General features: G+C 69.3%; 10 protein-coding genes and 1 pseudogene. 1 reads left to right on the forward strand and 10 read right to left on the reverse strand.

The genetic code is table 11. The annotated features are described in order from the left end of the window. Nucleotides 1–296: 296 nt before the first annotated feature. The 10 genes and pseudogenes from ACFWZ5_RS41295 to ACFWZ5_RS41340 form a co-directional block, all read right to left on the reverse strand. Nucleotides 297–1487, reverse strand: coding sequence for a hydroxymethylglutaryl-CoA synthase (locus ACFWZ5_RS41295; RefSeq protein WP_384892267.1), 1191 nt, complete (start codon nucleotides 1485–1487; stop codon nucleotides 297–299). Next, a complete protein-coding gene (locus tag ACFWZ5_RS41300; protein ID WP_384892270.1) occupies nucleotides 1477–2574 on the reverse strand; it encodes a hydroxymethylglutaryl-CoA reductase in 1098 nt (365 codons plus the stop codon). The genes ACFWZ5_RS41295 and ACFWZ5_RS41300 overlap by 11 nt, the downstream gene beginning before the upstream one ends. Then, nucleotides 2571–3647, reverse strand: a complete 1077-nt coding sequence (gene fni, locus ACFWZ5_RS41305; RefSeq protein ID WP_384892273.1) for a type 2 isopentenyl-diphosphate Delta-isomerase — start codon at nucleotides 3645–3647, stop codon at nucleotides 2571–2573. The genes ACFWZ5_RS41300 and fni overlap by 4 nt, the downstream gene beginning before the upstream one ends. Then, nucleotides 3644–4825: a phosphomevalonate kinase gene (locus ACFWZ5_RS41310; protein ID WP_384892276.1), complete on the reverse strand. Its 1182-nt coding sequence runs from the start codon at nucleotides 4823–4825 to the stop codon at nucleotides 3644–3646. The genes fni and ACFWZ5_RS41310 overlap by 4 nt, the downstream gene beginning before the upstream one ends. Further along, entirely contained in the window at nucleotides 4822–5826 is a 1005-nt protein-coding gene (gene mvaD, locus ACFWZ5_RS41315) for a diphosphomevalonate decarboxylase (protein WP_384892279.1), read from the reverse strand. Before mvaD ends, ACFWZ5_RS41310 begins: the two co-directional genes overlap by 4 nt. After that, the gene (gene mvk, locus ACFWZ5_RS41320) at nucleotides 5823–6863 is read right to left on the reverse strand and encodes a mevalonate kinase (protein ID WP_384892281.1); all 1041 of its coding nucleotides are present in this window, start codon (nucleotides 6861–6863) and stop codon (nucleotides 5823–5825) included. The genes mvaD and mvk overlap by 4 nt, the downstream gene beginning before the upstream one ends. After that, nucleotides 6860–7048, reverse strand: coding sequence for a hypothetical protein (locus ACFWZ5_RS41325; RefSeq protein WP_384892284.1), 189 nt, complete (start codon nucleotides 7046–7048; stop codon nucleotides 6860–6862). The genes mvk and ACFWZ5_RS41325 overlap by 4 nt, the downstream gene beginning before the upstream one ends. A 118-nt stretch (nucleotides 7049–7166) precedes the next feature. Continuing rightward, nucleotides 7167–7412 carry a phosphopantetheine-binding protein gene (locus tag ACFWZ5_RS41330; RefSeq protein WP_384892287.1) on the reverse strand — a complete coding sequence of 82 codons (246 nt, stop codon included), beginning with the start codon at nucleotides 7410–7412 and terminating at the stop codon, nucleotides 7167–7169. A gap of 77 nt (nucleotides 7413–7489) precedes the next feature. Next, nucleotides 7490–8449 carry a beta-ketoacyl-ACP synthase 3 gene (locus tag ACFWZ5_RS41335; protein ID WP_384892290.1) on the reverse strand — a complete coding sequence of 320 codons (960 nt, stop codon included), beginning with the start codon at nucleotides 8447–8449 and terminating at the stop codon, nucleotides 7490–7492. A 143-nt stretch (nucleotides 8450–8592) separates the two neighbouring features. Continuing rightward, a pseudogene (locus ACFWZ5_RS41340) lies at nucleotides 8593–9069 on the reverse strand (1-deoxy-D-xylulose-5-phosphate synthase N-terminal domain-containing protein); the annotation flags it as partial. 557 nt (nucleotides 9070–9626) lie between these two features. Here ACFWZ5_RS41340 and ACFWZ5_RS41345 point away from each other — a divergent pair. After that, nucleotides 9627–10667, forward strand: a complete 1041-nt coding sequence (locus ACFWZ5_RS41345; protein ID WP_384892293.1) for a hypothetical protein — start codon at nucleotides 9627–9629, stop codon at nucleotides 10665–10667. The last annotated feature ends 705 nt before the right edge of the window (nucleotides 10668–11372 follow it).

Genomic DNA, 11372 nt, shown 5'->3' on the forward strand with positions numbered 1-11372 from the left:
GACCAGGGGCCCTGCCTCGTCACCCCACCCCGTTGACCAGGCATTTCACCCCTCCGGAGGCAGGATGAAAGAGGCTCACTCAACAACCCCACGAGTTACACCGAAAGCTTTACAAGCCCCCGCGATACGCATTGGGTGGGTGGGGGCGAGACTGACACAGGGGGTGGTGGCGCTGGCGAGCGGCGAGGATCACCTTGGTAGGGGTACGGAAGTCGGCCAGCCTAATTTCAGGGGATGTGCGAGTCGCGCGGGGCCCCTCTCTCGTCTGGGGCGATAGCTGGGGGTATGGCTGTGATTTACGGCGGTGCCTCTTGGTATAGGCGCTGGTGGCGGTGGATTCCGGCGAGCCGGTAGCGGCCGTCTGTCTGGTGGGGCAGTTCGTAGGCCGTGCCGTCGGTGGGCAGGGTCCGGGTGTGCAGGCGGCGGTAGGTCTCGTAGCCGACCGTGTCGCGCTCGGTGATGTGGGTTTCGTGGGCCTCTGTGCGCAGGTGGAGCCGGTAGTTGGGGCTGATGGTGCCGGTGAAGAACTCGGCGACGCTGCCCGAGCCGTAGCTGAAGAGGCCGATGGTGTCGCCGCTGAGGTCGGTGTCGCTGTCGAGGAGGGCGGCGAGGGCCAGGTACATGGAGGCGGTGTAGCTGTTGCCGATGGTCTGGTTGTAGGTGGTGGTGGGGGCGATTGCCTGGCCGATGTCCTGGAGGGGAGCAGTGGTGTTTGCGGTGCGTTCGAGTCGGCGGTGGGCTTTGTGTGCCATGCGGGTGAAAGGCTGGTGGTAGCAGACGGTGCGGAGCTTCTCGAAGGGCAGGCCGCCGCGCGCTTGGTAGTCATGCCAGGCGCCTTCGAGGGCTTCCAGGTAGGCATCGTTGGACTTCTTGCCGTCGACGAGTGCGGTGGTGCGGTAGTTGGGGCGCCAGAAGTCCATGACGTCGTGGGTGAACAGGCCGGTAGGAGTGTGGAGTTCGACGAGGTCTGGGGCAGCGCTGATGAGCATGGCCGCGGCAGCGGCTCCTTGGGTGGCTTCGCCGGGGCTGTCGAGGTCGTAGCGGGCAATGTCGCTGGCCAGGACCAGGACCTGCTGGGTGGGATCAGATCGGACGAGGGCGCAGGCGAGCTGGAGTGCGGCGGTGGCGCCGTAGCAGGCCTGTTTGAGTTCGACAACGCGGATGTGTGGGGGCAGGCGGAGCAGGGAGTGGACGTAGATGCCAGCGGCCTTGGACTGGTCGATGCCGGTCTCGGTGGCGAACAGGATGGTGCGGATCTTACGGCTGCCGTGGCATTCGATGATGGGGGCGGCTGCGTCGGCGGCCATGGTGACGATGTCCTCGTCCTCGGCTGGAATGCTCATGGCAGTCTGCCCGATGCCGTGGTGGTACTTGGCCAGGGGGGCGCCGGTGTGGCGGGCTAGCTCCTCGTGGGTGAGGCAGAGGCTGGTGGTGGCGAAGGTGAGGTCTTGAATGCCGACGCTCACCTCGCTCGGGTCAGTGGGCATGGAGTGCTCCGTTGAGGCGCTCGAGGCGGGTGTGGGCGTGCATTAGTTCACCGGGGTTGGTCTGGGCGGCCATCAAGGAGAGCTCCCCGCACAGGACGGTGGCCGCGGCCAGGGCCGCCAGGCGGCGGGCGTTGGCGCCGTCGGGACGCTGCGCACGGCAGCCGAGCTGGGTGAGCGCATCCTCGATGGCGGGGAGGCTCTTGCCGTTGCCAACGGTGCCGACGATCAGGTTGGGCAGGGTGCAGGAGAAGTACAGGTCGCCGTCGCGGTCGGCGGCGTAAGTGATGCCCTGGGAACCTTCGACGATGTTGGCGGCGTCCTGCCCGGTGGCCAGGTAGAACGCGAGGAGCATGTTGGCGTAGTGGGCGTTGGCCGAGCGGATGCCGCCGGCCAGCAACGTGCCCACCAGGTTCTTGGTGACGTTCAGATGGGCGATCTTCGCGGCGGTGGTGCGCAGCCGGTCAGCCACGATGTGCCGGGGGACGAGAATCTCAGCAGTGACGTTCTTGCCGCGGCCGAGGATGCCATTGATGGCGGTGGCCTTCTTGTCGGTGCAGTAGTTGGCGGAGACCGATCCGTAGCTGACGTTGGGGAGGTGGGCCAGCAGGTGGGTTAGGAGGGTGTCTGCGGCGAGGGTGGCCATGTTGTGGCCGGAGGCGTCGCCGGTGCTGAACTCGAACCGCACGTAGAGCAGGGGGCCGACGATCTCGTGGCGCACGGCGAGGAGTTCGGCGTAGCGGCTGGTGGTCCGGGTCAGGGCGCACAGCTCGTCGAGGCGGTCGTGGAGGGCGCGTCCGGCGGCGTGAGCGGCCTGGGTGTCGGTGGCTTCGATCAGGATGGAGCGGGTCATGCGGTCGTCGACGAGGGTGGCCCGGATACCCGCGTCGACCAGGCGGGAGATGCGGGCGCCGCGGGCGACGGAGGGCCATAACGGGGATTCGTACGTGGCCAGAGGTACATGGATTTCGCCCTCGGCTGCATTGCCGCTGATCCGGAGCGGCCCCACCCAGCGGGTGGGCATGAGGGTGGAGCCGTCCTGCGGGGCGATGGACGAGGTGGCGCTGGTGGGGCCGGTGTAGCTGGTCATCGGCTGGCCTCCTTGGGCTGCGGGAGTGGGATCTGGCGTTGGTCGCAGAACTCGCGCAGGGCGCCGGTGATGTGCAGATCGGTCTCGGCGAGGGCGGCGGGGGTGTGGGCGCCGAGGATGGTCATCAGCGCGGTCAGCTGGTCGAGCCAGGTGGTGAGTTGGTCGATGAGGGCGGCGAGTCCGTCGTTGACGAGGGTGGTGAGGAAGGGGCCGGAGGCGCCGACCGCACGGGCTCCGAGGGCGAGGGCACGGGCCACGTCCAGGGGGTGGCGTACGCCACCGGAGGCGAGCAGCGGCATCCCTGCGCCTCGGGCGTCCAGCAGGGCCGCGGGTGTGCTCAGGCCCCAGCCGTCGAGGTAGGCGTAGTCGGCATGTTCACGGCGGCCGTTCTCGATGCGGGCGAAGTCGGTGCCGCCACGGCCGGCCACGTCGGCGACGGCCACGCCGAGGTCGGCGAGCTGGGAGACGGTCCGCCCGCTCAGGCCGAAGCCGACTTCCTTGACGATGACCGGTACGTCGACGGCCTGTGTGATGGCAGCGATGGCGGCGGGCCAGTGGTCGAAGGACCGGTCGCCTTCGGGCATCACGACTTCCTGGACGGTGTTGAGATGGATCTGCAGGGCGTCGGCGTTAAGGAGTCCGACGGCACGCCGAGCCTGCTCGGGTGTGGCATTGGCGTTGATGTTGGCCATCACGAAGCCGTCCGGGTGCTGTTGGCGCACCGGGGTGTAGGTGTCGGCGCAGGCAGGGTCTTTGAGGTAGGGGCTCATCGAGCCGGTGGCGATCGCCAGGCCCGTCTCGCGAGCGGCGATGGCCAAGTCGCGGTTGATCTCGCCGGTCTTGCGGCTGCCGCCGGTCATGGCGTTGATGTACAGCGGCACCGGCCACGTCCAGCCAGCGAATGACGTGTGCAGGCTCACCCGGTTGCGGTCAGTGCCGGCCAGCGCGTGGTGCAGGAAGTGGACGTCGTCGAAGCTGCCGCCAGGCTGGGCGTGGTCACGGCGGTCGTGCTGAGCCGTCTGGTGCTGGGCCACGGCCAGGCGGACGTGGTCGTCCTTGCGTGTCACGGTCATGGCACGGTCCTCGGTATCGGTACGGCAGGGGTGGGCAGCGTGCTGTCGGGGTGCGGTCCGATGCGGGCGGGCGGGCTCACGAGCTGCGACTGCGCGGCAGCCAGACGAAGAGGCGTGATGCCAGAGGCTCTCCAGTGGCGGTGGAGATCGCCCGGGCCGGTGGCGGACGTCAGGAAGGCAATCCCGCAGTCCCCGCCGCCCGCGCCGGACGGTTTGCCCGCCCCGCCGGCGGCCTTCGCCATGTCGCACAGTGTGGTGAGTTCGGGGGTGAAGATGCCAAGGACGGCCTGTTCGTCGAGGCCAAGGAGGAGCTCGCGGGCCGCATCGATGGCGGCCAGGACGCAAAGGGAGTCGTCGCGGTCCAGCGCATCCGTCAACTCCTCGACCAGATGGGAGCTGTGGGAGCAGAAACGCTGGTGCGCGGCGCTGTGCCACCATGTCGTGTGCTGGAGATGACTCACCTTGGCCGTGGTGGACGCTGGTCGGCCCGTCCACCCTGGATGCAGGGTCACGGTGGACGGGGGCGCCAGTGGGTTCAGCGACAGACCGGGCCATTCGGCGTGCAGGGCTGCGAGGAGGCCGCGCAGGTGCATGAGGTGATGCAAGGCCTGGCGGTCGGGGGCGCTGTAGCGGATCCAGCCGCCCCAGGTGCTCGCAGCCAGGTCCGCGCCGGACGCGTGGACGTCCAGGGTGAGGGAGGCCAGCAGTGCGAGACGAAAGCGCATCTCCGCGCCCAGCGACGGACCGGCGAAGTCGGTGAGCGCGTGGACGGCGGCGACGGTGACCGCGCCACTGGAGCCCAGACCGATCTTGACCCCGCTCTGGTGCAGGCAGGAGCGGACGCTCAGCCGCACTGGCACCGGCCGCAGGCCCAATTCGGCGCGGAGCCGGTCGGTCGCCTCGACGACGGCCACCAGATGAGTGAGCGCACCGGACACGAAGGCTGCGTCGTGTTGTTGCTGGCGCGGCCGCAGCCCGTCACAGTCGCGATACAGCTCTACAGGATGATCCACGAGGTCGGTGACCAATTCAACGTCCGCGCGGTGGGCGGGTGTCGCGGTGACGGTGACGTAGCGGTCGACGGCTGCGACGAGAGCCAGCTGGCCGGGAGTGAGGACGGCGTACTCACCGGCGAGGACTAGCTTCCCGGGAGCCTGGCGGGTGACCGGTGCGTTCATGTGTCCACCCCCGCCGTCACCCTGGTACCGGGCCCGGAGCGGGCGACGATCGTGGGGCAGCCGGTGACCGCGCTGAGCTCGTCAGCGATGCGATGGGCGTCGCTGGTCGGGCACAGGACCTTCACGTTGGGCCCGGCATCCATCGTCGACCACGTCTGCTCGCCCCGCTCCCGCATCCGGCGGACGTGGGCAAGGACGTGGTGGGAGGCGCGGGTGCGGTAGGTGACCGGCGGGCTCGCACTCTCCATGGTGGCGTGCATGCCGAGCGCATTGAGCTCGGCGATGGCTCCCACCGTGGGCAGATCCCCCTCGGCCAGGGCCGCACGCATCGCGGTCACATCCAGGCGGCTGGAGGCGAGCCAGCCGGGAAACCGCCGGGAGGTGGCCACGGTGCGCCGCATGGCTTCACGGCTGGAGACAGCCTTGGGCCCGGTCTGCAACAGGACCGCAACCACTGCCACATCCAGACGGGCGTCGTCGAGGGGTTCCGCATAGGAGGCGAGGTCGGCGTCCTCGGCATCAGAGGAGCCTGCGTGCCATAGCACGAAGCCACCGAAGACCGAGCGGGCCGCCGAGCCGGAGCCACGGCGGGCCAGCCGGGACAGCGCGGTACGATCCAGATCGATCTCGTAGGCGCTGGCTGCGGCCAGCGCGAGCGCGGCGAAACCGGCGGCGGAGGAGGCAAGTCCGGCCCCGACGGGGACGGTGTTGCGGGTGTCGACGCGGGCCCGCGCGCGCCTGCCTGCGTAGGTGCGGAGCATGTCCAGGAAGCTGGCGATGCGGCGGCGCACCTCGCCGGTGGCCGGGTGCCCGTCGACGACCACCATGTCCTGCGCATCGTCGGGGCACAGTTGGACGCTGGTCGTGGTGGGGAAGATGTCGAGGGTCAGGGACAGGCTGTCGGCCATCGGCAGGACGAGGTTCTCATCACGTTTTCCCCAGTACTTGACCAGGGCGATGTTGGGGTGGGCGACGGCCGTCACGGTGGGTGCGGTCCTCATGTGGGCCTGCCCGGCTCGATGGGCCCCGTCCAAGTGCGCGCCGCGCCGTGGTGGAGTAGGCAGGCGGCCAGGGTGTCGGCCGCGACGGCGGTGTCGGTGAGCGCGATGACGCAGCCGCCCAGGCCACCGCCGGTCATCTTGGCGCCGAGAGCACCATGGGCCAGGGCCGCGTCCACCAGAGCGTCGACGCGGTCGGTGGTCAGCTGCAGCTCCGCCAGCAGGGCGTGGCAGGCACCGAGATGCCAGCCGAGCCGGTCCAGTCGGCCCTGTTCGAGGGCGTGCAAGGCCAGGCGGGTCAATGACTGCGACCGGTGAAGGAAGTACTCGCGTCGCAAGGGGTGTGAGTCGAAGGCCGCACGCAGCATGCCGACGGCCTGTTGAGTATAGCCCGGGCTGCCGCTGTCGGCGACAACGATCCACGCCTCAGCGCCCACGGGCGGTGTGGTCGGATGTCCGTCCGCCAGCAGCACCAGCCGGGTGGCGCGGGTGGCCAGGGCATCAATGCCCGAGGCACGGCCGTGCGCCACCGTCTCGGCGATCTGGATGTACTCGAAGACCTCCGCGGCGCTCAGGCGCAGCCGCAGCAACTGATCGAGGGCGTGGGCGAGGGCGCAGGCACAGGCGGCACTCGACCCTAATCCCCTGCCCAGCGGAATGTCGCTCTCCACCAGCAGGTCCATTGCGGGCACGTCGAGCCGGGCAGCCTGGCGCAGGGCAGTATCGATGAGCAGACACAGACCGGGCGGCAGCAGGCCGGGCGCCGGGGCCGAGGCGTCGGACTCCGGGACGGTGAAGGGCGTATGGCGATAGTGGCCGGGGCCGCCGCCGGGTTCGGTGCTCAGGGTGGCGGTGATGGTGCAGGACAGAGCGGGCAACGGCAGGGCCACCGCGGGCGCTCCATAGACGACAGCGTGTTCGCCCAGCAGGATGGCCTTGCCGTGGGCCCGCCCGGATCCGGAGGGGGGACCATCCTCATACCTCTGGGGAGAGCCGGACACCTGCACCGCGCTGAGAGCTCCTGGCTGTGGGCGGGTCATGTCCGCTGCCCCTTGCACCGAGGGTAGGGCTGGGGCGGCACCCTGCCGGAATCCATGCCGTGGGCGGTGCCACGGGCGGTGTCGGCGCAGCGGACACCGAGGAAGATGTCTCGGGCGATCTCGGCGCAGGTGTGCAGACCGCTCAAACCCTCGACCACGGGCGAGGGGTGGGGGGCTACGGGCATGGTGCGGTTCCCTTTCCGCGCTTGGGTCGGCTTGGAAGATGACACGGCTGCTTTCTTCGGCGTCGCCCTGCGGGGGCAGCGGGGGCCGGTCATGCAGGACGTGCGCTCTGCGTGCCGGTCAGGCTGCGGCGGCGATCTCGGCGCACCGCGCCACGGTGACGCCGTCCGCGTTGAGGAGGTCTTCGTCGATGGGTCGGCCCACCTCGTGCTCGATCTTCTGGGCGAGTTCGGTGATCTGCAGCGAGTCCAGGCGCAGGTCCTCCAGGAGCCGCTGCCCGGGCTGGATGTCGTTGATGGGTTGCTCTGCCACGACGGAGACGAGGCGCTGTACGCAAGCGAGTGTGGTCAGCATGTCCGTGCTCATGGATTCCTCCCGTGAATCGGCGAAATAGCATGCTGGTGTGCGGTATTGCGCGGCGTTGCGCGGTGGGGCTGTGGCCGTCAGGGGCACAGCACGACCTGAGCGGCATACGTCAGTCCGGCTCCGAAGCCGAAGAGCAGGACCGGATCGCCGCTGTGGATACGGCCCGACTGACGCAGCGCGTGGAAGGCCAGCGGGACCGAGGCCCCGCAGGTGTTCCCGGTGGTCGTCACGTCGGTGGCGGTGACGAGATGGGGGGAGCCGATGTGCTGGGCGAGGACATTGATGATGCGCAGGTTGGCCTGGTGCGGCACGAACGCCTTCAGATCGGCGCAGGCAATGCCGGCACGCTGGCAGGCGTCATCGATCACGGGCTGGAGAGCGGTCGTGGTCCACCGGAACACCTTGCGGCCGGCCAATTCCATGTAGCCGCTTTCTGCGGAGATGGCGATCAGCGCGGCCTGGTCGCCGTCGCTGCCCCAGGCCACGGGGAAGATCCCGGGCTGGTCGCTGGGCAGCACGAGCGCCGCGGCCGCACCGTCGGCGAAGATCGGACCCGTGTTGCGGTCCCCTACGTCCACCAAGTCGCTCATCCGCTCCGAGCCGATCACCAAGACCCCGTTGGCCACTCCGGCCCGCACGAGGGCGTCTGCCACCGCCAGAGAGTGACTGAACCCGGAACACGCAGCGTTCACATCGAAACCCGCCGCTGGCTGGCAGCCGATGCCTGCCGCGACGGAAGCCGCCCCGTTGGGCATCGGGGACGGCATCGAACAAGTCGCCAGGATTACCACGTCGACGTCGGCGGGGGTGGCTCTAGCGTCCGCCAGTGCCTTGCTGCCGGCTTCCACCGCCATGGACACCACGCTCTCAGCGGCCGTGGCAAAGCGGCGCTCCTGTACACCGACTCGCTGGGCGATCCAGTCGGCATCCACCTCCGCCGCCGCAGCCGCCTGCGCGTTGGAGACCACCGTGCTGGGCCGGAACACGCCCAGGCCCGCGATCCGCGCGCCTGTCGTCAGCCTACCCTGGCTGGCCACCGGGGCAGTTAGAGGGGATAGTGTCGGGCCCATGGGGCCTCCCTATGGTTGAATCTCTTGCTTTCCTGGAGGTCAGGGGGGAACGTCGTTCAGTTGCCGGGACCGCACGCAGGACACGTGGCGTGACGATGGCCCGGCTCGAGGGCACTGCCGAGGTTGTTCAGCGCCTCGAAGGCTATGCCGCCGGTGAGGTCCCCGTCGCCGATCACCGCCACCACCGCCCGGTCGGTCCCTTCAGGGTGCGGGCCATGGCCGGGCCGTCGGCGTAGGCCAGGGTGGTGGAGGCGTGGGAGTTCTCCACCCAGTCATGCACCGACTCCACCCGTGACGGGTAGCCGGACAAGCCGCCGGTCTGGCGCAGGGGGGAACTCCTTGCCCCGGCTGGTGAGCAGCTTGTGCACATATAGGCCTGATGCTCGGTGTCGAAGGATGAGCGCATCGTGCGGGGAGTCGAAGACTCAGTGCAGGGCGAGGGTGACCTCGACCATGCCGACGTTCGGGCCCAGATGCCCGCCGTTCTTGCATACTGACTCGATCAGGAAGTGGCGGATCTGCCCGGCCAGTTCGGGCAGTGCCTCCGCTGGTAGCGCGCGTACCTGCTCGAGGCTGTCCGGCAGCAGCGGGGTTAAGGCGGTGGCATGGGTGTCCTGCCTTTCGCCAGGGCCCGGGACGGCCTGAACCAGTCACAAACCCCGCCGCAAGCGTTGGCGAGCCTGCACGGCGGGTATCACCCAGTGCACAACCCCACCAACCCGGCAACCAGTAGGCGCGAGCCGTGCATGCCATGCACTCCATGTAACTTTGTGACCTTGTGAACGCGAGGCTGGGGAGCCGCGGGCGGGGACCGGTTTGCCGACACAAGGAGAGGGAAGCCGTGCACCGGACACCGAATGCCCTGCTACGCGCCCTCGTCGAGGAGAGTGGCCTGAGCGAGGCCCAACTGGCTGCCGCGGTGCGGCGGGTGGCTGCCGAGCACGGACAGACGCTTGCCTGTGGCCAGTCGTCCGTCTCACGCTGGCTGTCGGGTACCCGTCCACGCCCCCCGGCAGGTACGTTCCTGCTGAAGGCGCTCACAAGGCGCCTGGGCCGCCCGGTCTCCCCGGCCGACGCGGGCCTTACGGAAAACAATCTTCCAGTTCCAGCGACGAGGCTGGAACTGTCCTGGGAGGCTGATCCCGTGCGCACGCTTTCCGCCCTGCTGCGGGACGACCTCGACCCGGCCCGGCGCCGTCTGCTGGCCGCCAGTCTCTACAGCCTCACCGCCCTCGCGCTCCCCACCCTCCCCGGTCCGGCGGGCCCGCACCCCGCTGGGCTGGCGGCTGCTACTGATGCGCCCCTGAGGGCCCGCATCGAGCAGATGGACACGATGGCCCGCCACTTCGCCGATGCGGCCAAGACCTATGGCGGCGGCGCCGTGCGCAGCGCGCTGGCCGGCTACCTCAACCGACCCGTCGCCGGCTGGGTCCACACCCCAGCCCTCGATCCGGTGCACCGCCAACTCCTAGCGGGGGCGGCGCGCCTCACCCTGCTGCTGGGCACCATGACCGCCGACGACGGCGAGGACGCCCTCGCCCAGCGCTACCACCACAGCGCCGCCCGCATGGCCGCAAACGCCGACGACCCGGCCGGCTACGCGATCGCCCTGCGCACGATGGCCGCCCACGCCAGTGACCTAGGCCACCACACCCGCGCCGTGCTCCACCTGTCCGAGCACGCTGCCGACGCCGCACGCCGTTCTGCCCGTCCCGTCCGCGCCTATACCCAGGCCCACCTCGCCACCGCCGCCGCCAGCCATGATCGGCACGCTGCCCTGACCGCGCTGGGCGCGGCCGAACGCCTGCACGAGCGAGCCGACCATACCCACGGCCCGTTTACCGCCTACCCGCTCGCGGCCCTGCACTACCGGCGCGGCCAGACCCTGAGCATCCTCGGTGACACTCCCGGCGCCATCGGCGCCTACACCGCCGCACTACGCCTGCGTACCCCCGCCGAACGCCACGCGCGTGCACTCACCCGCGCCGCTCTCGCCGAAACCCTCCTCACCCACGGCCATCTCGACACAGCCCTGGCACAGTGGGCCCGTTTCCTCGACGAGGTCCCCCACCTCCACTCCGCCCGCGCCACCCGCCGCCTGACCGCCATGCGCCAACTCCTCACCCCTCACGGACGTCATCGGCCCACAGCCCTTGTTCTAGAGAGGGCTCTCCTGCTGCGCTGAGGCAGCCATGACGGCAGCCACACCGAACGGATCTTCCGTGATCACAAACATGCCCGAGTCGCGGGGCCTCAGCGGCTAGGACCGACCGTGTCACGGGCATATTCACGCGCATGCCTCCCGCGGTCGTTCTGGCACCTGAGCCGGTTGCTGCTCACCCGACTCATTCTCGACCGCCACAGCTGCCTGCTCGGGCGTCGCGTGACCACCGACGCCGTACCAGATATGGATCTCCTCCCATTTCAGGGTCTCTTCGCCGGAAGGTTCCGTCTGAGAGCCGCCGTAGACGGGCCGGGCATCGTGGGCGGGGTGAGGCCGAGCCGTTTACTCATGTCGAGTTCGAAGCGCCCGTACGGATTCACATGACTCTGCTGCGTAATTCGCTGTGGGGAACGGTGTGTTGACGAGATGATCGTCCCTGCGGCCGCTTCCCGCCGTGCGGCCGCAGGGGAGATGATGCGGATGTCGTTGCAGCCGAAGGGGCTGCCGGAGATCCCGGAGCAGACCGCAGTGGTGGCCCGGGCGGCCTTCCCCAAGACACCTCGGGGCGCTAGCTAGTCAAGCAGCAACCACGAGGCGGGTAGGGAACGCGGTCTGTTCCTCGAACAGCTTGCGATGCTGCAGGCAGTGGTAGAGCTTGCCGAGCATGCAGTTAGTGGGTGTCTGAGAAGCCCCGTTCAGGGCAGGAGACTTGGTAGTTCCCGCACT

This window comes from Streptomyces sp. NPDC059003 (genome assembly GCF_042740445.1).
GTDB lineage: Bacteria > Actinomycetota > Actinomycetes > Streptomycetales > Streptomycetaceae > Streptomyces.

Excerpts from the sequence above, each read along its gene's own strand:
- ACFWZ5_RS41295 (WP_384892267.1), bottom strand. The coding sequence starts at position 1,487 with ATGCCCACTGACCCGAGCGAGGTGAGCGTCGGCATTCAAGACCTCACC.
- ACFWZ5_RS41300 (WP_384892270.1), bottom strand. The coding sequence starts at position 2,574 with ATGACCAGCTACACCGGCCCCACCAGCGCCACCTCGTCCATCGCCCCG.
- fni (WP_384892273.1), bottom strand. The coding sequence starts at position 3,647 with ATGACCGTGACACGCAAGGACGACCACGTCCGCCTGGCCGTGGCCCAG.
- ACFWZ5_RS41310 (WP_384892276.1), bottom strand. The coding sequence starts at position 4,825 with ATGAACGCACCGGTCACCCGCCAGGCTCCCGGGAAGCTAGTCCTCGCC.
- mvaD (WP_384892279.1), bottom strand. The coding sequence starts at position 5,826 with ATGAGGACCGCACCCACCGTGACGGCCGTCGCCCACCCCAACATCGCC.
- mvk (WP_384892281.1), bottom strand. The coding sequence starts at position 6,863 with ATGACCCGCCCACAGCCAGGAGCTCTCAGCGCGGTGCAGGTGTCCGGC.
- ACFWZ5_RS41325 (WP_384892284.1), bottom strand. The coding sequence starts at position 7,048 with ATGCCCGTAGCCCCCCACCCCTCGCCCGTGGTCGAGGGTTTGAGCGGT.
- ACFWZ5_RS41330 (WP_384892287.1), bottom strand. The coding sequence starts at position 7,412 with ATGAGCACGGACATGCTGACCACACTCGCTTGCGTACAGCGCCTCGTC.